Below are 19889 nucleotides of genomic sequence, written 5' to 3'. Positions count from 1 at the left end.
CCGCCGGCTCAAGAGACCCCCGCCCGGCTCACCCGGTCGGCCGCGAGGGCCTCCGGATCAGCCGATGAGGCCGCCGAAGAGACCGCCGTGGGCCATGCCGAGGAAGAACCCGAAGCCGGAGGCGCCGAGCCCGATGATCAGTGCGGTGCGCTCGCGCGTCGTCACCGAGATGAACTGTCCGTAGCCGCCCGTGAGGATCCCCACGAGCCCCGCCCATGAGCTGAGCAGATGCAGATGGGCGAACATCGACGAGACGAAGGCGATGACGCCCATGGCCAGCGTCACCGCGACCAGGGTGTCCTGGAGGGGATGAGGCTTGCCGTCCGTGGCGAAGAGGGAGGTCTGACGTCGCACTGCCTGTGCCATAGGGCACCTCCTGGCGTTGCCGGAGCGCGGCGCATCGTAGTGCCGCGCACACCCGATGTGTACAGATTGCGGCCCCCGGCCTCCGGATTTCAACCGGAAGCACCTCTGCGGGTACTGTGTACGGTCTGCACCGGTGTCTGCTCAGGCTGAAGCCGGATCGTCCGCCGCTGTCAGTGGCGGCTGGTCTACTCGGACACCGTTGCTTACGCATCACGACCCTCCTGCCACGGAACGACCGTGGCCGCTGAGTCCAAAGGAGGTGGGTTCCACATGCGTCACTACGAGGTGATGGTCATCCTCGACCCCGATCTGGAGGAGCGCGCTGTCTCTCCCCTGATCGAGAACTTCCTCTCCGTCGTCCGCGAGGGCAACGGAAAGGTTGAGAAGGTCGACACCTGGGGCCGTCGTCGTCTCTCTTACGAGATCAAGAAGAAGCCCGAGGGCATCTACTCGGTCATCGACCTTCAGGCCGAGCCTGCGGTCGTCAAGGAGCTCGACCGCCAGATGAACCTGAACGAGTCGGTCCTCCGGACCAAGGTCCTCCGTCCCGAGACCCACTGAGCTTCCCGCTCAGAGGTCATCGGGTTTGAGTAGCAGCAAGCAGCCAGAAGCAATCCCCGCCGAGAGGTTCACCCATGGCAGGCGAGACCGTCATCACGGTCATCGGCAATCTTGTCGACGACCCCGAGCTGCGCTTCACCCCGTCCGGTGCGGCGGTCGCGAAGTTCCGTGTCGCGTCCACCCCCCGCACCTTCGACCGTCAGACCAATGAGTGGAAGGACGGCGAAAGCCTCTTCCTGACCTGCTCGGTCTGGCGTCAGGCGGCGGAGAACGTCGCCGAGTCGCTCCAGCGCGGCATGCGTGTCGTCGTGCAGGGCCGTCTGAAGCAGCGGTCCTATGAGGACCGCGAGGGCGTCAAGCGCACGGTCTACGAGCTGGACGTCGAGGAAGTCGGCCCCAGCCTCAAGAACGCCACGGCCAAGGTCACCAAGACCACCGGTCGCGGCGGCCAGGGTGGTTACGGCGGCGGACAGCAGCAGGGCGGCGGAGGCAGCTGGGGTGGAAACTCCGGCGGCGGCCAGCAGGGCGGCGGCGGTGCACCCGCCGACGACCCGTGGGCCACCAGCGCGCCTTCCGGCGGTCAGCAGCAGGGCGGCGGAGGCAGCTGGGGTGGAAACTCCGGCGGCTCCAGCGGCTCCGGCGGCTCCGGCGGCGGCTACTCGGACGAGCCCCCCTTCTAGGGATCGCTCCCTGGGGTGCTCGCATCCCCACTTCTTGATCACACAGGAGAATCACCATGGCGAAGCCGCCTGTGCGCAAGCCGAAGAAGAAGGTCTGCGCATTCTGCAAGGACAAGACCGTATACGTGGACTACAAGGACACGAACATGCTGCGGAAGTTCATTTCCGACCGCGGCAAGATCCGTGCCCGCCGCGTTACCGGCAACTGCACGCAGCACCAGCGTGACGTCGCCACGGCCGTGAAGAACAGCCGTGAGATGGCGCTGCTGCCCTACACGTCCACCGCGCGCTAAGGGAAGGGTGACCGAATAATGAAGATCATCCTCACCCACGAGGTCTCCGGCCTCGGTACTGCCGGTGACGTCGTTGACGTCAAGGACGGCTACGCTCGCAACTACCTGGTCCCGCGTGGTTTCGCGATCCGCTGGACCAAGGGCGGCGAGAAGGACGTGGCGCAGATCCGCCGCGCCCGCAAGATCCACGAGATCGCGACCATCGAGCAGGCCAACGAGGTCAAGGCCAAGCTTGAGGCCGTCAAGGTGCGTCTGGCTGTTCGCTCCGGCGACGCCGGCCGTCTCTTCGGCTCCGTCACCCCGGCCGACATCGCCACGGCGATCAAGTCCGCCGGTGGCCCGGAGGTCGACAAGCGTCGCGTCGAGCTCGGTGCGCCGATCAAGACCCTGGGCTCGCACCAGGTGTCCGTGCGTCTGCACCCCGAGGTTGCCGCGAAGTTCGGCATCGAGGTCATCGCCGCCTGAGTGTGGCGTTGACTGAGCTGTTCGACTGAGCTGAAGAAAGGGCCGCACCCATCGGGTGCGGCCCTTTCTCCGTCAGAGACGGTGTTCCATGTTTCACGTGAAACATGGAGCCCGCTGGACCCCGGCTACGAGCCGGATCAGCGGGTGGCTCCGGTGACGATCCAGCGACCGGAGCGGGTGCGCGCCCAGAGGGTCGCCATCCGTACGGTCATCATCAGCGTCATGGCCCACCACAGGGCGGTCAGTCCGCCGCCCAGGGACGGGACGAGAAGCGCCACAGGCGCGAAGACCGCCAGGGTCGCCAGCATCGCCCATGCCAGATAGGGGCCGTCCCCCGCTCCCATCAGCACACCGTCGAGAACGAAGACCACTCCGGCGATGGGCTGGGAGAAGGCGATCACCAGCAGGGCGGGGAGCAGGGTGTCATGCACCGCCGGGTCATTGCTGAACAAGGGGATGAACAGGGGGCGGGAGATCACTACCAGAAGGCCGAGCACCACCCCGGAGACGATGCCCCACTGCACCATCCGACGGCAGACCCGGCGGGCGCCTTCGGCGTCACCGCTTCCCAGATAGCGGCCGATGATCGACTGTCCGGCTATGGCGATGGCATCGAGAGCGAAGGCCATCAGGGTCCAGAGGGAGAGCGCGATCTGATGGGCGGCGACTTCGGCGTCCCCGAGGCGGGCCGCGACGGCGGTCGCGATCATCAGTACGGCACGCAGCGAGAGGGTGCGCACCAGAAGGGGCGCACCGGCTTGGGCGCTGGCCAGTATGCCTGCCCTGTGGGGGCGGAGCGAGGCACGGTGGCGGCGGGCCCCGCGTACCACCACGATCAGATAGGCGGCGGCCATGGCGTACTGGGCGATGACGGTGCCCCAGGCGGAACCGGCGATGCCCAGGCCGGCGCCGTAGACGAGTGCGACATTGAGGATCGCGTTGGCGGCGAATCCTCCGATGGCGACATACAGCGGGGTCCTGGTGTCCTGGAGGCCGCGCAGCACGCCGGTCGCGGCGAGAACGATCAGCATCGCGGGGATGCCGAGGCTGGAGATCTTCAGATAGGTGATGGCATAGGGCGCGGCGGTGTCGGACGCTCCGAAGAGCTGGACCAGCCAGGGGGCCGTGGGCAGGGTGACGGCGACGACGGCCGCGCCCAGGATGATCGCCAGCCAGATGCCGTCCATGCCCTGGCGGATGGCCGCCGTGAGATCGCCCGCGCCGACTCGGCGGGCGACGGCCGCCGTGGTCGCGTATGCCAGAAAGACGAAGACGCTCACCGCGGTCATCAGAAGGGCGGCGGCGATGCTGAGACCCGCGAGTTGCGGGGTGCCGAGATGGCCGACGACGGCGCTGTCGACCATCAGAAAGAGCGGCTCGGCGACGAGTGCGCCGAACGCGGGAACAGCGAGTGCGATGATCTCCCGGTCATGGCTTCGCCGGAGCGCCTTCGGCGTCACGGGGGCCTGTGTCATGGGCTCAATGTAATCTTCCACAGGTAAGAGATGCAATTGCCGAGTGACTCTTACATCACCGGGTGGTGACGGCTTGAGTGTGCGCCGTTTGTTCTGATCTTGGCCCGGGCGGGAAAGTTTTTCTTCCCCACAGCCAGTGGATGGAAAAGATGCAGGTCAGAGCGGGTGCATCTGGCTCGACATGATTTTGTCCACAGTGCTGTCCCCCGGTCCGTGCACAGGTTCTGCCGGGTTCTCCACAGCATCTGGTCGCTCGTCCACATGGCCTGTGGATAACCAGATTGGCTGACGGTGCCGGGGGGCCTACCGTGGACCGTCGCCCGACGCGCCGGAACTGGAGTTGGGCCACTCGTTTTGTCAGTGCTGTGCCGTAGAAAGAGGAGGCATGGCGAGGTCCGCTGAGCGGACGGGAGGAGGGGGCCCGGGTGAGCATTTCCGAGCCCTTGGACGACCCGTGGGCGGCCGACGGCGGCCCCGGAGATCGTCTTCCCGTCTCACGGCAGCGCCGTAACGACAGCCGCGGCGGCCGTGAGGATCAGCACGAGCGCGGCAGGGACAGCGGGGGCTGGGAGGGAGGCTCCCCCGGGTTCGAGCGGGTGCCTCCGCAGGATCTGGACGCCGAGCAGTCCGTTCTCGGCGGCATGCTCCTGTCCAAGGACGCGATCGCCGATGTCGTCGAGATCATCAAGGGTCATGACTTCTACCGGCCCGCGCATGAGACGGTCTATACGGCCATTCTCGACCTCTATGCCAAGGGCGAGCCGGCCGACCCCATCACCGTCGCGGCGGAGCTGGTCAAGCGCGGCGAGATCACCCGGGTCGGCGGCGCACCCTATCTCCACACCCTGGTCCAGTCGGTGCCGACCGCGGCCAACGCCTCCTACTACGCGGAGATCGTCCATGAGCGGGCGGTGCTCCGGCGGCTGGTGGAGGCCGGCACCAAGATCACGCAAATGGGATACGCGGCGGACGGCGATGTCGACGAGATCGTCAACTCCGCCCAGGCCGAGATCTACGCGGTCACCGAGCAGCGCACCAGCGAGGACTATCTGCCGCTCGGCGAGATCATGGAGGGCGCGCTCGACGAGATCGAGGCGATCGGCTCCCGCAGCGGGGAGATGACCGGTGTCCCCACGGGCTTCACGGACTTCGACTCACTGACCAACGGTCTGCACCCCGGCCAGATGATCGTCATCGCGGCCCGGCCCGCCATGGGTAAGTCGACGCTCGCGCTGGACTTCGCCCGCGCCTGCTCGATCAAGAACAATCTGCCCAGCGTGATCTTCTCCCTGGAGATGGGGCGAAACGAGATCGCGATGCGTCTGCTCTCGGCCGAGGCCAGGGTCGCGCTGCACCATATGCGCTCGGGCACGATGACCGATGAGGACTGGACCCGGCTGGCCCGCCGGATGCCGGACGTCTCCCAGGCGCCGCTCTACATCGACGACTCGCCCAATCTGTCGATGATGGAGATCCGGGCGAAGTGCCGACGGCTCAAGCAGCGCAACAATCTGAAGCTGGTCGTCATCGACTATCTCCAGCTGATGCAGTCGGGTGGCTCCAAGCGCGCCGAGAGCCGTCAGCAGGAGGTCTCGGACATGTCCCGGAACCTCAAGCTGCTGGCGAAGGAGCTGGAGGTCCCGGTGATCGCGCTCTCCCAGCTGAACCGTGGCCCCGAACAGCGCACGGACAAGAAGCCGATGGTCTCCGACCTGCGTGAATCGGGCTCCATCGAGCAGGACGCGGACATGGTCATCCTGCTCCACCGCGAGGACGCGTACGAGAAGGAGTCCCCCCGCGCCGGCGAGGCGGACCTGATCGTCGCCAAGCACCGTAACGGTCCTACGGCGACGATCACGGTGGCGTTCCAGGGCCACTACTCGCGGTTCGTCGACATGGCGCAGACCTGAGGTCCGGCGGCTCTGCTCCGGGCGCCGGTCCTTCCGGTACGCCTGGCTCTTCGCCCGTCCGGCCGATCGCTCCCGCGCCCCGGATGCGTGGCCGTCTTCCGCACCTCACTCTGGGCATGCAGCGTTCCGCTTCCCCATAGGAAGGTCGATCGGGCATGCCCCACCAGCCGGACGGGAGAGCGCTCTGGTCAGCCCGTGCGCTCGCGGCCAGGGCACAGATCCTTCAGCGGATCGCACAGCATGATCACCTGATAGGGATCGCCCTTCAGCTCCGCGCCGGGTGAGCGCTGGGCATGTCGCAGAAACCTCCACTGCGACGCCTTGGCATGCCTCGTCTGTCCCGCCTTCTCCACTTGGGCGTGGAGCGTGCGCGTCCTGGGATCGTTCGTCTCCACCAGAACCTCGCCCGGACCGAGCGGGAAGTGATCATGTAGGAGACACAGGCCGAAGCGGTCCAGGTTTCCGTGCTTCGTCAGCACTCCGACCAGATCCCGTACGAACTCCGCGTCCTGTGGCCCCAGCCCTTCGGCTTCCTCGAAAGAGGGAAGCGACACCGTTGAGGTGGGGGAATTCTCTGTCTCGGTCATGGCTCCTCCTGCAGAGTGCCTACTCAATTTTCGTACTCATGATCGGTCTCTGACTGTGATCCCGCAATTCGGAATTCTCCGGTGGCGTCTGCTGTCGCTGCTGCTGGTGGTCGCCGGGTGGTGGGCGCTGTCATCGGATGTGGCTGACGCCGCCCCCCGTGATGCTTGCCAAACGGGCGGACTCAAAGCGCGTGTCGAGGCTGCTGATCTGGATTTTCAGCACCGTGGTCGCATGTCGACCCAGGTGCATTCGTATATGACCGTCAAGGTTCCGGATACTTGGCCTCACGCGAGAGATCTGATCCTGGGGGAGGGATCCACTGAGCAGCGGAACGCGATGCACTGTCTCCTACGCGGAAACGAGGAACCCGGCGAACGTGCTGCCGAATGGCGCTTCCACAACCCGCGGGTCACCGCAGGGAACGGCTGGATCACAGTGGAGTACCAGGCGTTCGCCTGGATCAAGCAAACGGGACCCTTCCTGATCGGGCCGTGGGACATCGATGTCGGTGAGAAGAAATGGCCGGTCGTGCTCAAGCCGCCGGACGCCCTGAAGGGCGCGGACTGGAAGCGCGTCAAGGTCGATCTGGGCGGCCTCGGTACCACTCACATCTCACCTGAGCCCTCGTCCGTCAAGGATGGCGAGCTGGTATGGGCCACAGGGAAGAGCCTCGGCATCCGTGTCGATGTGGAGCCGCCCTGGCAGCGGTACTTCGTCCTGACCCACTTCTGGCTGCTGCTGAGCAACGTGGGCGTGGCCTCCTGGTGGGTGTGCGCCTCCGTCGTGATGGCGCTCGCCGCGGTCCGCGCCCTGCCGCGGCGGCCGTCTTCCGCGGAGGACGAGTCGGGGAACACCTCCAGGTCCTTCCGCCGACTGGCCGGCGGGATCGGCAGGGCGCTGCACAACGAGGGCCCCAGACAGGCCGTTCTGTACTGGGCCGTGCTGAGCGCGGCCGTCGTTCTGACGCTGCTTCTGCTCATGAAGGAGATCGAGTCGCCTTCGTGGCGCGCTCTCATCGGCATCGCGACGGGGCTGGCCCTGGTCCTGGTCGCCCGCCCGTGGATTCGACCCGAGCGGCCCTCCGCGCAGAAGCCCGGGGCTGAGAAGAGCGTCGCACCCGGTGGTCAACGCCGTCAGGCCCGTGTCGTGAAAGTGACCGCGTCCGGAGTGGCCCTGCTCGGCGCGCTCATGGTCGCGGCCCCGCATCTCTTCGGCCAGGGGCCGGTTCTGAAGCCGACGACACAGAGCCCTGGCCACTTCGGGCTCGTACTGCTGGGGCTGACGACGCTGTGGCTGGGGCTGGCCGCCATGACGGCCTGGGCATGGCGCTTCGCACGGGAAGGAGGGCTGGTCCGGGAATCCTGGACCGAGAGATGGGACAGAGCGCCGGCCCGATGGGTCGCGGTCGTCTCGGCCCTGCTGGCGGCGATCACAGCGGTCATTCTGTGCTGCTTCTGGTGGGCGACGAATCTCGACTGGAAGCGCGTCACATGGCCCAGCGAACGAACCGGAACCCCCCGAGAGGTCAGCGAGTTCCTGGTCGGGTTCCCCTTGCTGAGCCTCGGCTGGGTGTACGCCTACTCCTGGGTGCTGGCCGGCATCGCGCTCGTCGCGCTGCTGCGCATCAGGGTCGAGAAGCAGCGGTCTGAGGGGAATCGCCTGCAAAGGGTTTCCCTGGGTCCGGAGGGGCCGGATTTTCTTCTGATGGCCGCGCTCTTCGCCTTCCTCGTGGGGCTGAGACAGCTCGTGTTCGCGGGCGCCTCCGCGGCATTTTATGGCCTGTGGTTCCTGTTGATCATCCTCTCTCTCTACGCCCTCCGCTCGGTGGGCCGCCGCAGGTCGGTGCTGAGCCTGGCAGACGGGCAGTTCCTCAGCCAGACATTCGGGACGCCGGAACGCATGCATGAATTGCTGAAGAGATCCCATGAGTACCGAAATTGCCATCATCAGATCTATCTGATGGAACACGGTCGTATGAATGGCACCGAACGCGAAGAACTGGAAGAGGAACTACGCGAGCAGGGGCGATGGCTCTCAGGGCAGGGCCCGAAACATCCAGCAGAGGTTTATTCCGTGGTGGACGTCGCCCTTGCCTGGGGGCCCGGACCCCACTGGTGGGACAATGCGCGGCATGCCGCGAAGCTGGCATTCGTCTTCGGAATTCCCGCGAGCTTCGCCGTGGTCTGGTTGACCAGCTTCCCGGATCACCGAACCTGGCTGTTCACATTGCACACGCCCAACGGACTGCTGGAGATCGTGGCGAAGTTCTGTGCATGGCAGATCGCCTGGGCCGGTGCGGGCATGGTCCTGGGAGCGCTCTGGCGCGTTCTGCCCGGCCGCCGCAGCCCGGTGCGCGCGCTGAGTCTGACCGTCGCCTATGCCCTACCGGTCGGTGTGGGCGCCCTGCTCAGCCGCATCACCGACACCGAACTGAGCAAGGCGCTCCTGTATGTCATGTTCATGCTTATCATTCTGACGCTCACCAGCCTCTGGCTGGACATGTCGACCTTCAGAGAGGAAAGGCAGTTCTGGCCCACGAGCTTCGGTCTGCTTCTGTCGATCTATCAGCTGCGCGGCATCGCGACACAGATCGCCTACGTCCTCGCCCTGATGGCGACCGCCGCGGCGATCTGGCACGATCTGGCCGGCAGCGTCACCAAGCAGTAGCGCTCCCGCTTCCACCGGGCGGGGGCCGGATCGCCCAGCGGGAATGGGAGGCCGGACGCTCTGCGCCCCAGGGCATGGCCGGGCGACCGCACAGATCAGGCCGTCACAGGGGGCGGATTCCGTGGGCCTCGGTAATAACGTCGACCGGGTCAGCCGGCGAACGTAGCCTTGGCTGCCATGAGCACCGTGCAGCAGATCCATGACGTCCCCGTCCTGATATGCCCTGCCGAGGGCGAGACCATCGGGTGTGCGAACGATGTTCTGGATCTCATCGGGGACGCCATGTACCAGGACGCCCGGTGGGTCGTCATCCCCGCCGGCCGGTTCGACGAAGGCTTCTTCCGCCTGCGCACGCGTATCGCGGGTGAGATCATCCAGAAGTTCGTCAACTACCGCGTGGGGATCGCCGTCATCGGTGACATCTCCCGTCACACCGAGGACAGTTCGGCGCTGCGGGACTTCGTCCGTGAGTGCAACCGCGGACGGCAGACATGGTTTCTGGCTGACACCGAGGAGTTCCACGAGCGGCTGAAGGGCTGAGGTCTCCCGTCCCTCCGAGTCGACTCGGAGGGAGGACTCGGATAGACCTTCCTTTATGACCACGTACCCCGCAGCGCTCCTCCCCGCCACGGAGCGGGCTCTTCTGCACCGCATCGCCGTCGCTCAGTCGGAAGGGCGTACGCCCTCGCTCGCCGCCGGAGTGGCGCGGGAGGGAGAGGTGGTGTGGACCGGAGCCCGCCCCTCCGCCCGCGGGGCCGGATCCGATGACGTCCAGTACCGCATCGGCTCGATCACCAAGACCTTCACGGCTGTGCCGGTGATGAGGCTGCGGGACGAGGGGCTCCTCGACCTTCAGGACCCCCTGGAGAAGCATCTTCAGGGCACCGGTGTGGGAGATGTGACCATCGCTCAACTGCTCGGCCACAGTGCGGGGCTGAGCGCCGAGCCTCCCTCGCCCTGGTGGGAGCGGACGCCGGGATCGCTGCGGCCGGAGCTCGCCGATGTCCTCGGCGACGGGACGCGTACGCATCCCGTGGGCCTTCGCCATCACTACTCCAACACCGGCTATACGGTGCTCGGTTCACTGGTGGCGGCGGTACGCGGGGAGCCCTGGGAGGAGGTTCTGCGGCGCGAGATCCTCGAACCGCTCGCTCTGGACCGCACCAGCGCCGCACCGCGCACCCCGTATGCCGACGGCTGGGCGGTACACCCCTGGGCGGATGTGCTGCTGCCCGAGCCCGCCGAGGACCTCGGGTTGATGGCCCCCGCCGGACAGCTCTGGTCGACCGTCGGAGACCTCTGCCGGTTCGCCCTCTTCCTCGCGGAGGGCGACGACCGGGTACTGCGCGCATCGTCCGTGCGCGAGATGCGCACCCCTTCGGCGCCCGCCGAGAGCGATGAATGGGACAGCGCCTATGGGCTGGGCATGCAGATCGTACGGAGGGACGGACGCACTCTGGTGGGCCATGGCGGCTCGCTGCCCGGCTTTCTGGCCGGCCTGTGGGTGAGCGTGGACGACGGGATCGCCGCCGCTGTGCTCGCCAATGCCACGTCCGGGCCCCTCACCGCCGTCGTGGCCGCCGATCTCGTAGGGATCGTGGCCCAGGCCGAGCCGCGTATCCCCAGGCCCTGGCAGCCGCTCCCGGAGGTCGATCAGGAACTGCTCGCGCTGACCGGCCTCGGGTACTGGGGCACCTATGCGTTCAGCCTTCGACTCACAGCCGACCGGGGCGTGGAACTCCAGCCGCAGCTGGGCACCAGCCGTGGATCCCGCTTTGTCGCCGGGGGCGACGGGACCTGGACCGGTCAGAACGGCTACTGCGCGGGGGAGACGCTGCGGGTGGTGCGCCGGGAGGACGGTTCCGTACACCATCTCGACCTGGGGTCTTTTGTGTTCACCCGGGAGCCTTATCAGCCGGACGCCGGTGTGCCCGGCGGTGTCGATCCCGAAGGATGGCGCGGGCTCGGCCGGTGATGCCGGCGAGTGGGCGGCTGTCGTGTTTCACGTGAAACACGACAGCCCACGGGACGCCGGATGAGTCGCCCCCCAGTCGCGGGGCAGCCGGTCAGAGCGCGAGCTTGAATCCGATGTGCGACGGCTCAAAGCCCAGCCGCTCATAGAACCGGCGGGCATCGGTCCGGGTGACATCGGAGGTCAGCTGAACCAGCTGACAGCCCTGGCGGCGGGATTCCGCGATCGCCCACTCGATGAGCCGGGTGCCCAGACCGCTTCCGCGCTCATCCGCGTGGACGCGTACCCCTTCGATGACCGAGCGGGTGGAGCCACGACGGGACAGTCCGGGAATGATCGTGAGCTGGAGGGTGCCGACGACCCGGCCCTCGCGGACGGCGACCGCTTGGTGCTGATTCGGGTCCTGGTCCAGCCGCTCGAAGGCCGCGTAGTACGGGCTGAGGTCCTCCAGGGTCTCCCGCTGCGCCCCTAGCGGATCGTCGGCCAGCATCGCCACGATCGCCGGGATTTCGTCCATGATCGCGGGTCGTATCACCAGTTCGTTCATGATCAGCAGATTACGGAGGCGGCCCGGTCGGCTGGGAAGTGTCGTCACAGCAGCATCGTCCGCCCGCCAGGCAGACGGGACTTCGACGACACGACTCAGGCGGGCACCCGCAGTTCTTCGACGGTCCGTACCAGGGGCGCGAGAGCGGGGTTCTCGGCAGCCTCGTCGAAGGCTTCCCGCAGCGCCGTGTCATGGGTGGGCCGGGCCTCGGCGAGCAGGCCCTGTCCGGTCTCGGTGACATCGGTGTAGATGCCCCGGCGATCGGTGTCGCAGAGATAGCGGCGCAGCAGACCACGGTCTTCCAGCCGGGTGACGAGCCTGGTGGTGGCGCTCTGGCTCAGGACGACCGCCTCGGCGACCTGCTTCATCTGGAGATGCCCGCCGGGGCCGCTGTGCTGGCGGCTCAGGACGTCGAGGAGGGAGAACTCGCGCATGCTCAGACCGTGCCTGCGCTCCAGGGCGCGCTCGGCATGGGTCTCGATCTTCCCGTGCAGCTGGGACAGGGCCCACCAGCCCTGGGAGAGCGCGGTGAGTGAGGAATCGGTCGCGGTCATCTGTCGTCCTCCTTCAGACCCGAGCGATATGTCCCCAGGGTAGTCGACGCTCGCAATATCCCGCGTTGGCAATGAATGCCGACTGCTCCTGGAGATCAGCCGAGTGCGACCGACAGGGGAGCGAAGCGGCGGGCCCAGTCGCCCGGCAGATCGTCGATGGCGTAGGTCATCACCGTGTTGAAGGCGACCGTCTCCAAGCCCTGGGCCTTCACCCAGGTCAGGAGCGACTGGTGGCGCACATCGATGTCGGTGCGCAGCGGGCGGTCCGTGCCCGCGGCCAGCGAGGCGATCAGGGCCTGTGCGGTCTCGGTGTCCCGGGCGATCAGCGGACCGATGACATGGGTGTCCATGTTCGGCCAGGCCGCCGCGTATCCCGTCAGAGCGCCCTTTTCCTCCGCCACCCGGATCTGGTCGGCGAAGGCGGGCAGCCGCGTGATCATATGGGTGCGGTCCAGGCCGAAGACCTCGTTGTCCAGATGGACGATGGCGGGAAGGTCCTCCGCGGTCGCCGGCCGAGTGGCCACGGTGGTCGTGGCCGGGCCATGGTTCCGGAAGGGCCCCATGACCATCTCGGCGCTGCCGACGGCGGTGAAGCCCAGCTCCTCGTAGAGCGGTCGTCCAGCGGGGGTGGCGTGCAGAGTCAGCGGGGTGTCCCCGGCCTGCTCCAGGACATGCCGCATCATCCGGCGGCCGATGCCCTGGCGCGCATGGGCTTCGGCGACGAGCACCATCCCGATGGCGGCGAGCCGGGGACCGTAAGAAGTGATCACGCAGACGGACGCCAGGCCCTTGCCCGAGGGATCGTCGATGCCGTATCCCGTTCCCGCCGCGAGCAGCAGCCCCCATTTGTGCTCCTCGCGAGGCCAGCCACGATTCTCGGAGAGATCGGCGCAGGACACGAGATCGCCCATGGTGAGACGGCGGATGGGCAGCTCTGGGAGCGGTGTCGGCATAGAGGTCAGGCTGTCTGACGCAGTGATCGCTCGTCCAGTGTTTTCCAGGAAGTGGTTCCATCGCGCGGTCGCCGGCCGCGCCGACGCGCCGGGTGAGGCCCCGGGGCGCGGCCCGGTCGGGGTCAGCCCAGATCGGGGGCGTGCATCGCGCGCACACCCTCGATGTTGCCGTCCAGATAGTGCCGGAGTGAGAGAGGTACGAGATGGACCGTCGCGATCCCCATACGGCTGAAGGGCACCCGTACGATCTCGTACTCGCCGCAGGGCTCGTCGATCTCCGGGCCGTGCCGCCGGGAGGGGTCCATGGAGGCCAGCCGGCAGACGAAGAAGTGCTGCACTTTCACCCCCGTCACCCCGCCCCCGGCGATGTGCTCCACGGTGTCCACAAAGCACGGCACCACATCGGTGATCTTGGCTCCGAGCTCTTCGTCCACCTCGCGGTGGAGAGCGTCGATCACAGTGGAGTCCCCGGGCTCGACCCCGCCGCCCGGTGTCAGCCAGTAGGGATCCACACCCGGCCTGGTGCGCTTGATCAGGATGAGATCGTCGCCATCGAGCAGAATGGCGCGGGCGGTGCGCTTGACCACGGGACGTTCGGTCATGACTGGAAAATGGCCCGCGCCGCCCGTTCTGAAACTCTCCCGGACGGCACGGTCACCAGTCGACGGCCGCGCGCAGCAGCCACTCGTGCGCCCGGGCGACGGGCGGAAGAGCGAGGGTCCCGGTGCGTACGACCAGGAAATAGGTCCGCAGCGGAGGCACTGGAGGATCCAGGAGCGCCACCAGGCGTCCCCGCTCAAGGGCCTCCATGCAGAGATAGCGCGGCAGCACGGCCAGTCCGGCGCCTGAGGCCGCGGTCTCCAGGACAGCGCGCAGATCGGGAGCGATGACGGCGCCCGCGGCGGCGGGCGGGGAGTCGAAGACGGCGGACCAGTAGCGCGAGACCAGCGGCAGGGACTCATGGACCTCCACCACGGGCAGCTGCTCCAGCACCACATGGCCCCCGTGCAGCACACCGGGTCCCAGCCGGGCGGCCCAGCGCGGGGACGCCACCAGCACATGCTCCTCGTCGCAGAGAGGGGTCGAGGTCAGTAACCCGCCGCGGGGCCGGGCCGTGGTGATGGCCAGATCGTGGTGTCCCGCGGCCAGCCCCTCCAAGGTCTCCTCGGTGTTGCCGAAGGAGGCCCGCAGCGCCAGTCCACGGGAGATCAGCGGGGTGAGGGCGGGCAGCGCCCTGAGCGAGGTGAACTCGGGCGGACCCGCCAGATGCAGGGTCCGGATGGCGGACTCCTCGTCGAGACCGGCCTCGGCGATCTCGACGAGCGCGTCCAGATGCGGCGCGGCCCGGTGGGCCAGTTCATCGCCGATGGCGGTAGGGGTGACCCCGCGGGCCTGGCGCAGAAAGAGCGGCCGCCCCAGCTGCCGTTCCAGGGCGCGTATCTGCCCGGTCACCGCGGGCTGGGAGAGTCCCAGCAGGGCCGCTGCCCGGGTGAAGGAGCCGGCTCGGTGCACGGTGACAAAGGTGCGCAGCAGGGCCAGATCCATTCCGAGCCCTCCTGACACCGGCTGTACCCCACGGACACGGACCGGGCATCGATAAATAAGTCGATAGGTCGCTGTCGCTACTGTGATTGGACACTGACGCAGAGTCAACTAGCCTGGTTCGCGCGGTTCTTCGGGGGGATGAACCGGGGCGGTCCGAGCCATGAGGGGGGAGGCCCGGACCGCCCGCCAGAGTGCCCGCGAACCTGCCGTGCCCGGAGCAGGACCCGCGTCGCCGTCCATGGCCCCGGAGAGCACTCCAGCGCATCCGGGTCGGGTCCGGAGCGTCTATCGGGCCGCTCCGTCCAGCGCCCGCAGGACATCCGCCACCAGGTCGTCGGTGTCCTCCACGCCCGCCGACAGCCGGATGAAGCCCTCCGGCACCGCATCGCCGCCCCAGCGGCCCCGCCGTTCCGCGGAAGAGCGGACCCCGCCGAAGCTCGTCGCGTCGTCCACCAGCCGCAGGGCGTCCAGAAACCGCTCCGCGTGTCCTCGGTCGGGCAGGGTGAAGGAGACCACCCCGCCGTAGCGCCGCATCTGGCGAGTGGCGAGCGGGTACGAAGGGTCCGTGGGCAGCCCCGGATAGCGCAGCCCGGTCACCTCGCCGCGCCCGCCCAGCGCTTGTGCGAGCGCCAGCGCGTTCACGCACTGCCGTTCGATGCGCAGCTGGATCGTGGCCAGCGACCGGTGGGCGAGCCATGCCTCCATGGGCCCCGGAATCGCCCCGGCCACCTTGCGCCAGCGCCGCACATCCGCGGCCAGAGAAGCATCGCGGCAGGTCACATGGCCGAGCAGAATATCGCCGTGGCCCGTCATCCCCTTGGTGTCGCTGGCCACCGAGAAATCGGCACCCAGCTCCAGCGGGCGCTGTCCCAGCGGGGTGGCGAGGGTGTTGTCGACGGCCACCAGCGCGCCTTCCGCGTGCGCCGCGTCGACCAGCCTCCGTATGTCGCACACATCGAGCCCCGGATTGGACGGGCTCTCGATCCACAGCAGCCGCGCGCCCCGCAGTACGGACAGCTGGGCGTCGCCGCCCGTCGGCGCGGTTCTGACCTCGATGCCGTACGCGTCGAGCTGCTCGGCGATCAGCGGCAGCGCCTGGTAGCCGTCGCCCGGCAGCACCACCGTGTCGCCGGCCCGCAGCCGGGAGAACAGCACGGCGGAGATCGCGGCCATTCCCGACGCGAAGACCACGGTCTCGACGGACTCCCCCGGAGCCTCCAGTTCCCCGATCGCCCGCTCCAGATGGGTCCAGGTCGGGTTGGTGTCACGGCCGTAGGTGTACGGGCCGGTGGGCTCGCCCGGCAGATGGAAGTGGGCCGCGAAGACCGGGCCCGGCAGGGTCGGCTCGTACTTCACCGGTTCGGGCAGCCCCGCCCGTACCGCTCTGGTGCCGTCTCCCGCGTCAGTGGTGCTGTTCATATGCGTGTGCCCGGTCCTTGTCCGTTACGTCTGGTTCGGTCCCGCTCGGGTCGGTACCGCTCGGTTTGTTACGGCCGGTTCGCTACGGCCGGTTCGGTCCCGCTGAGGCGGGGCGAGGTCAGTCCCGCTCGGGAAGGGCGACGTTCAGGGCCCAGGAGACGACGGAGACGATCAGGGCGCCCAGCAGGGCGGTCCAGAAACCCTCGACCTGGAAGTTCAGATCGACCTTGTCGGCCAGCCAGGAGGTCAGCAGCAGCATCAGCGCGTTCACGACCACGGTGATCAGCCCCAGGGTGAGGATGAACAGCGGCAGGGTCAGCAGCTTCACCACGGGCTTGACGACCAGATTGACCAGGCCGAAGATCAGCACGACCATCAGCAGGGTCAGGGCCTTTCCGCCGGTGTCGTCACCGGTGAGGGTGATGCCCGAGAGCAGCCAGATGGCCACGGCCAGCGCCGCCGCGTTGGCGATCGTCTTGACTACAAAATTCATCATGTGTCTGATCGTGGCAGACGCGATCGGGACGACGGCAGGGGCGGACGGACGATGAAGGCATTCCGACTGGACGAGCTGGAGGCGGAGCGAGCCGCGAACGACGGCGCGTATCTGCAGTTCCTGCGGGAGCGGAATATGTCGGTCGGTCTCTACGCGCTCGACGCGGGGGCGCTCGACCCACAGCTGCCGCACACCCAGGACGAGGTCTACTTCGTGGTCAGCGGCCGTGCCGCCGTCACGGTCGGCATGGAGACGACCCAGGTCGCGCGGGGGAGCGTTGTGTATGTTCCGGCCGGGGTCTCCCATAAGTTCCACCACATCACCGAGGATCTGCGGGTGATGGTCGTCTTCTCTCCTCCCGAGAGCTGACGCTCTCCGGCCGGACTCCCGCTGGAAGCGGAGGGGAGCCCCCACCGGTCCCTAGGGGTTCGCTCAGGGGAGAGCAAGGGCTCCGGAACCCCCGTTCCGGCCTTCGCCCCCCTAGCATCGAAGACACGATCGCGAAGGAACCAAGAAGGCGCAGAGGAAAGAGGTAGGGCGATGGCCGTACGAGAGATCTTCACCGGGATGCCGTGGTGGGTGAAGTGGATCGTGGTGCCCGTCATCGCGCTCGCCGTGTTCGGAGGTCTGATCGCCAGCGTGGTCGGCTTTGTGATCGGACTGCTTTTCAAGCTGCTGCTCTCGGTCGCGCTGATAGCCGGACTCGTCTTTGTCGTACGGAAGTTCACGTCATCGTCGAACTCCCGAGGGGACTGGTAACCACAAGCGGTACAAGTGTTAACCCGGGCGGGGGAACACCTGTTGACTGCCAAATCCATCCCCTGAGAAGGCCGTTACAGTGGCAAGCCGTTGCCACGGCCTCGGGATCCCGTCCACGGCGGCGTCCCTGGCTATTTCTCCACCCCTCCATGAGGAGCGACGGCCGCTCCCTGCGATCGAACAGCTACGCAAGGGGGTTGAGAGGTTACGGGGTGCGTTTGCGTTCTCTTTCGGTATCCAAAAATGACTCCCTGTACTCCTCTAGTGCTTTCAGCGCGATTGCGGCAAGAGGGCCAGGGAGATCATTCCTGGCCGTTTTCGACAGGCTTTCAGCAGTCTTCCTTCACTGCGGGGTGCACGATGCGCGAGTCGGTCCAGTCCGAGGTCCTGATGAGCTTCCTTGTCTCCGAGGAGCTCTCACTCCGGATCCCGGTGGAGCTTCGGTACGAGACGGAGGATCCCTACGCCGTGCGGATGACCTTCCATCTACCCGGAGACGCCCCTGTGACCTGGTCCTTCGGTCGCGATCTCCTGATGGACGGTCTGCTCTGTCCCAGTGGTGAGGGCGATGTGCACATCGCGCCGGCCGGCCCCGGGGAGTGCGCCGACATCGGCATCCGGCTCCAGGTCCGCGGCGACCGCGCGCTGTTTCTGGTGAGCGCGGCGCCGATCGCGGCCTTCCTCGACCGCACCGACCGGCTGGTGCCGCTGGGGCGGGAGCGGTCGTACGGCGACTTCGAGGCCGATCTCGACCGGGCGCTCAAGGCCATTCTCGCCGAGGCCGAGGAGAACGCGGGCTGAACCGGCTGGTGCCCCCTGTCCGCGGCCGCTATCTCTTACGGCGGCGGCCCTTGCCACCGAGCCCGATGAGCCCGCCGCGCCCCTGCGCCCCGCTGCCCTCCGACGCCCTTCCCTCTCCGGGGCGCCAGTCCTGCCCCGGCGGCGTAGCCCGTACCGTGCCCCCGCCGGGTACGGGTACGGGTGCGGGCGTCCGATCCGCCCGACCCGCCGTCGCCCCGGCCGGCCGGTCGGCGGAGACGACGAGCGCCGCGAGCGCGGTGGTCACCGGTACCGACGCCACCAGACCGATCGATCCCACCAGGGTCCGTACGATCTCCTCCGCCACCACCTCGCTGTTCGCCACCGTCCCCACGCTGCTCTGCGCGACCGAGAAGAGCAGCAGCAGCGGCAGCGCGGCCCCCGCGTAGGCCAGGACGAGCGTATTGACCACCGAGGCGATATGGTCCCGGCCGATACGGATGCCCGCGCGGTACAGCGCCCTCGGGCCCATGTCCGGATCCGCCTGACGCAGCTCCCATACGGCCGAGGTCTGGGTCACCGTCACATCGTCGAGCACACCGAGCGAGCCGATGATCACACCGGCCAGCAGGAGGCCGCTCATATCGATATGCGGGTAGAGACCGTGAATCAGACCCGTGTTGTCATCGGTATTGCCGCTCAGACTTCCCCAGCCGATGAAGAGCGAGCCGAGGAGCCCGATCAGTATGAGCGAGATCAGAGTGCCGAGAACCGCCACCGAGGTGCGCGCGGTCAGCCCATGGCACATATAGAGCGCGATCAGCATGATGGCGCTCGATCCGACCACCGCCACGACCAGCGGATTGGAGCCTTCCAGGATCGCGGGCAGGATGAACAGGGTGAGCACGGCGAAGGAGATCACCAGTGCGATCAGCGCCATCACCCCGCGCATACGCCCCACCAGCACCACCGCGAGGGCGAAGATCCCGGCCAGCAGCGCCATCGGGAACGTACGGTCCACATCGATCACCGCGTACTGGAGTTCGCGGGGAGCGTCGGGGGCGAAGGCCACCACCACATCCTGGCCCTGCTTCAACTGGCGTGATGCGGCGGGCTGGACGATCTCGGTGAAGATCCGGCCCTTGTTCTCGCCGGTGGTGACCTTGATCCGGGCCTTCCCGCAGTCACCCTTGAGGGCGTTGACTGCTTCGCGCCCCTGGGGCGTGCTGGTGTCCCCGGTCGGCGGCGCCTGACCGGCGTTCACATCCTCGCAGTCGACCTTCTCGACCCGGGTCACCGTCGCCTGCTCGGTCTGCCGGTCGAAGCCCACCCCGGTGGGCTCATGACCGGGCACGGAACCGGGCCAGAGCACCAGAAGCCCCACGACGACCGCGGTGGCGAAGGGGATCAGCACGGCTGCGATGACTCTGCGCAGATGCCGGGAGACCGGAGCGGCCGGCCCATGGCTGTGACTGTGGCTGTGATTGTGACTGTGGCCATGACCCTGGCCATGACTGTGCGCAGACGCCGGGCCGGTGCCTTGAGGATGTCCGGAAGTGTCCGAATAGCCGGTCGGATGCGGCCATGGCCGCTGCCCCGGGGGACCGGCCGGCTGCCGGGGATCGGGTTCCTGCTGGGGGTCGGGCGGCGAAGAGGTCACCGACCGATCATCGCAAGAACGGAGGTGGGCCCTCTGTTCAGCACGCCAGAGATGACGCTAGCGTGGTGCCACCTTTGCACACGCGGGAGCTCGGAGCACCGGGCTGAGAGGGCGCTGATCTCCGCATAAGCCGTCTGGCCAATGCCAGTACCACGGCTGCGGAATCCGCTGCGTCGACCGCCGAACCTGTTACCGGGTAATGCCGGCGTAGGGAGTAGGT

At 67.5% G+C, this 19889-nt stretch carries 22 protein-coding genes; 11 read left to right on the top strand and 11 right to left on the bottom strand.

From position 1 onward, the window contains the following. Positions 1-57 precede the first annotated feature (57 nt). Positions 58-366 carry a hypothetical protein gene (locus FF041_RS03445; RefSeq protein WP_153520959.1) on the bottom strand — a complete coding sequence of 103 codons (309 nt, stop codon included), beginning with the start codon at positions 364-366 and terminating at the stop codon, positions 58-60. A gap of 270 nt (positions 367-636) precedes the next feature. Here FF041_RS03445 and rpsF point away from each other — a divergent pair, with 270 nt between their 5' ends. From rpsF to rplI, 4 genes are all read left to right on the top strand, one after another. Then, positions 637-927: a 30S ribosomal protein S6 gene (gene rpsF, locus FF041_RS03440; RefSeq protein ID WP_006604399.1), complete on the top strand. Its 291-nt coding sequence runs from the start codon at positions 637-639 to the stop codon at positions 925-927. 74 nt (positions 928-1001) lie between these two features. Then, the gene (locus tag FF041_RS03435; RefSeq protein ID WP_153520958.1) at positions 1002-1607 is read left to right on the top strand and encodes a single-stranded DNA-binding protein; all 606 of its coding nucleotides are present in this window, start codon (positions 1002-1004) and stop codon (positions 1605-1607) included. Between the two features lie 56 nt (positions 1608-1663). Beyond that, positions 1664-1900 carry a 30S ribosomal protein S18 gene (rpsR, locus tag FF041_RS03430; RefSeq protein WP_003956534.1) on the top strand — a complete coding sequence of 79 codons (237 nt, stop codon included), beginning with the start codon at positions 1664-1666 and terminating at the stop codon, positions 1898-1900. A gap of 18 nt (positions 1901-1918) precedes the next feature. Continuing rightward, a complete protein-coding gene (gene rplI, locus FF041_RS03425; RefSeq protein ID WP_153485203.1) occupies positions 1919-2365 on the top strand; it encodes a 50S ribosomal protein L9 in 447 nt (148 codons plus the stop codon). 137 nt (positions 2366-2502) lie between these two features. On the opposite strand, the gene FF041_RS03420 is transcribed toward rplI, so the two are convergent. Further along, complete coding sequence (locus FF041_RS03420) at positions 2503-3840, bottom strand: MATE family efflux transporter (RefSeq protein ID WP_153485204.1); 1338 nt, start codon at positions 3838-3840, stop codon at positions 2503-2505. 443 nt (positions 3841-4283) lie between these two features. Here FF041_RS03420 and dnaB point away from each other — a divergent pair, with 443 nt between their 5' ends. Then, positions 4284-5750, top strand: a complete 1467-nt coding sequence (dnaB, locus tag FF041_RS03415; RefSeq protein ID WP_153485280.1) for a replicative DNA helicase — start codon at positions 4284-4286, stop codon at positions 5748-5750. Positions 5751-5938: 188 nt separating this feature from the next. On the opposite strand, the gene FF041_RS03410 is transcribed toward dnaB, so the two are convergent. Beyond that, a complete protein-coding gene (locus tag FF041_RS03410; RefSeq protein ID WP_153485205.1) occupies positions 5939-6337 on the bottom strand; it encodes a hypothetical protein in 399 nt (132 codons plus the stop codon). A gap of 55 nt (positions 6338-6392) precedes the next feature. Between FF041_RS03410 and FF041_RS03405 the strand changes: the two genes are divergently transcribed. The 3 genes from FF041_RS03405 (at position 6393) to FF041_RS03395 (ending at position 10980) form a co-directional block, all read left to right on the top strand. Continuing rightward, positions 6393-9005 (top strand): DUF6185 family protein, encoded by a 2613-nt coding sequence (locus FF041_RS03405; protein WP_153520957.1) that lies wholly within the window; start codon positions 6393-6395, stop codon positions 9003-9005. Between the two features lie 177 nt (positions 9006-9182). Next, positions 9183-9545 (top strand): DUF4180 domain-containing protein, encoded by a 363-nt coding sequence (locus tag FF041_RS03400; RefSeq protein ID WP_153485207.1) that lies wholly within the window; start codon positions 9183-9185, stop codon positions 9543-9545. A gap of 55 nt (positions 9546-9600) precedes the next feature. Continuing rightward, complete coding sequence (locus FF041_RS03395) at positions 9601-10980, top strand: serine hydrolase domain-containing protein (RefSeq protein ID WP_153520956.1); 1380 nt, start codon at positions 9601-9603, stop codon at positions 10978-10980. Positions 10981-11071: 91 nt separating this feature from the next. Here the strand turns inward: FF041_RS03395 and FF041_RS03390 are convergent, their stop codons facing one another. The 7 genes from FF041_RS03390 to FF041_RS03360 all read right to left on the bottom strand — a co-directional run bounded on the left by FF041_RS03390 (position 11072) and on the right by FF041_RS03360 (position 16491). Then, complete coding sequence (locus FF041_RS03390) at positions 11072-11524, bottom strand: GNAT family N-acetyltransferase (RefSeq protein ID WP_153520993.1); 453 nt, start codon at positions 11522-11524, stop codon at positions 11072-11074. 95 nt (positions 11525-11619) lie between these two features. Beyond that, a complete protein-coding gene (locus FF041_RS03385) occupies positions 11620-12078 on the bottom strand; it encodes a MarR family winged helix-turn-helix transcriptional regulator (RefSeq protein WP_153520955.1) in 459 nt (152 codons plus the stop codon). A gap of 95 nt (positions 12079-12173) precedes the next feature. Continuing rightward, positions 12174-13031: a GNAT family N-acetyltransferase gene (locus tag FF041_RS03380; RefSeq protein WP_153520954.1), complete on the bottom strand. Its 858-nt coding sequence runs from the start codon at positions 13029-13031 to the stop codon at positions 12174-12176. Positions 13032-13153: 122 nt separating this feature from the next. Continuing rightward, positions 13154-13633 (bottom strand): NUDIX domain-containing protein, encoded by a 480-nt coding sequence (locus FF041_RS03375; RefSeq protein WP_153485213.1) that lies wholly within the window; start codon positions 13631-13633, stop codon positions 13154-13156. Positions 13634-13685: 52 nt separating this feature from the next. Beyond that, a complete protein-coding gene (locus tag FF041_RS03370) occupies positions 13686-14576 on the bottom strand; it encodes a LysR family transcriptional regulator (protein WP_153520953.1) in 891 nt (296 codons plus the stop codon). 285 nt (positions 14577-14861) lie between these two features. Further along, positions 14862-15995: a cystathionine gamma-lyase gene (locus FF041_RS03365; protein WP_153520952.1), complete on the bottom strand. Its 1134-nt coding sequence runs from the start codon at positions 15993-15995 to the stop codon at positions 14862-14864. 118 nt (positions 15996-16113) lie between these two features. Next, positions 16114-16491 (bottom strand): phage holin family protein, encoded by a 378-nt coding sequence (locus tag FF041_RS03360; protein ID WP_153485217.1) that lies wholly within the window; start codon positions 16489-16491, stop codon positions 16114-16116. Positions 16492-16542: 51 nt separating this feature from the next. On the opposite strand from FF041_RS03360, the gene FF041_RS03355 reads away from it, so the two are divergent. From FF041_RS03355 to FF041_RS03345, 3 genes are all read left to right on the top strand, one after another. After that, complete coding sequence (locus FF041_RS03355; RefSeq protein ID WP_153485218.1) at positions 16543-16860, top strand: cupin domain-containing protein; 318 nt, start codon at positions 16543-16545, stop codon at positions 16858-16860. Positions 16861-17031: 171 nt separating this feature from the next. Next, the gene (locus tag FF041_RS03350) at positions 17032-17250 is read left to right on the top strand and encodes a DUF5326 family protein (RefSeq protein ID WP_153485220.1); all 219 of its coding nucleotides are present in this window, start codon (positions 17032-17034) and stop codon (positions 17248-17250) included. A gap of 360 nt (positions 17251-17610) precedes the next feature. After that, entirely contained in the window at positions 17611-18051 is a 441-nt protein-coding gene (locus FF041_RS03345) for an SsgA family sporulation/cell division regulator (RefSeq protein ID WP_153520951.1), read from the top strand. A 28-nt stretch (positions 18052-18079) separates the two neighbouring features. Here the strand turns inward: FF041_RS03345 and FF041_RS03340 are convergent, their stop codons facing one another. Further along, a complete protein-coding gene (locus FF041_RS03340) occupies positions 18080-19669 on the bottom strand; it encodes a YibE/F family protein (RefSeq protein ID WP_323391097.1) in 1590 nt (529 codons plus the stop codon). Positions 19670-19889 lie beyond the last annotated feature (220 nt).

The sequence above is a fragment of the Streptomyces jumonjinensis genome, assembly GCF_009600885.1.
Classification (GTDB): Bacteria; Actinomycetota; Actinomycetes; order Streptomycetales; family Streptomycetaceae; genus Streptomyces; species Streptomyces jumonjinensis.
The sequence above is the reverse complement of the archived record's forward strand: the minus strand, read 5'-3'. Positions and strand labels throughout refer to the sequence as shown.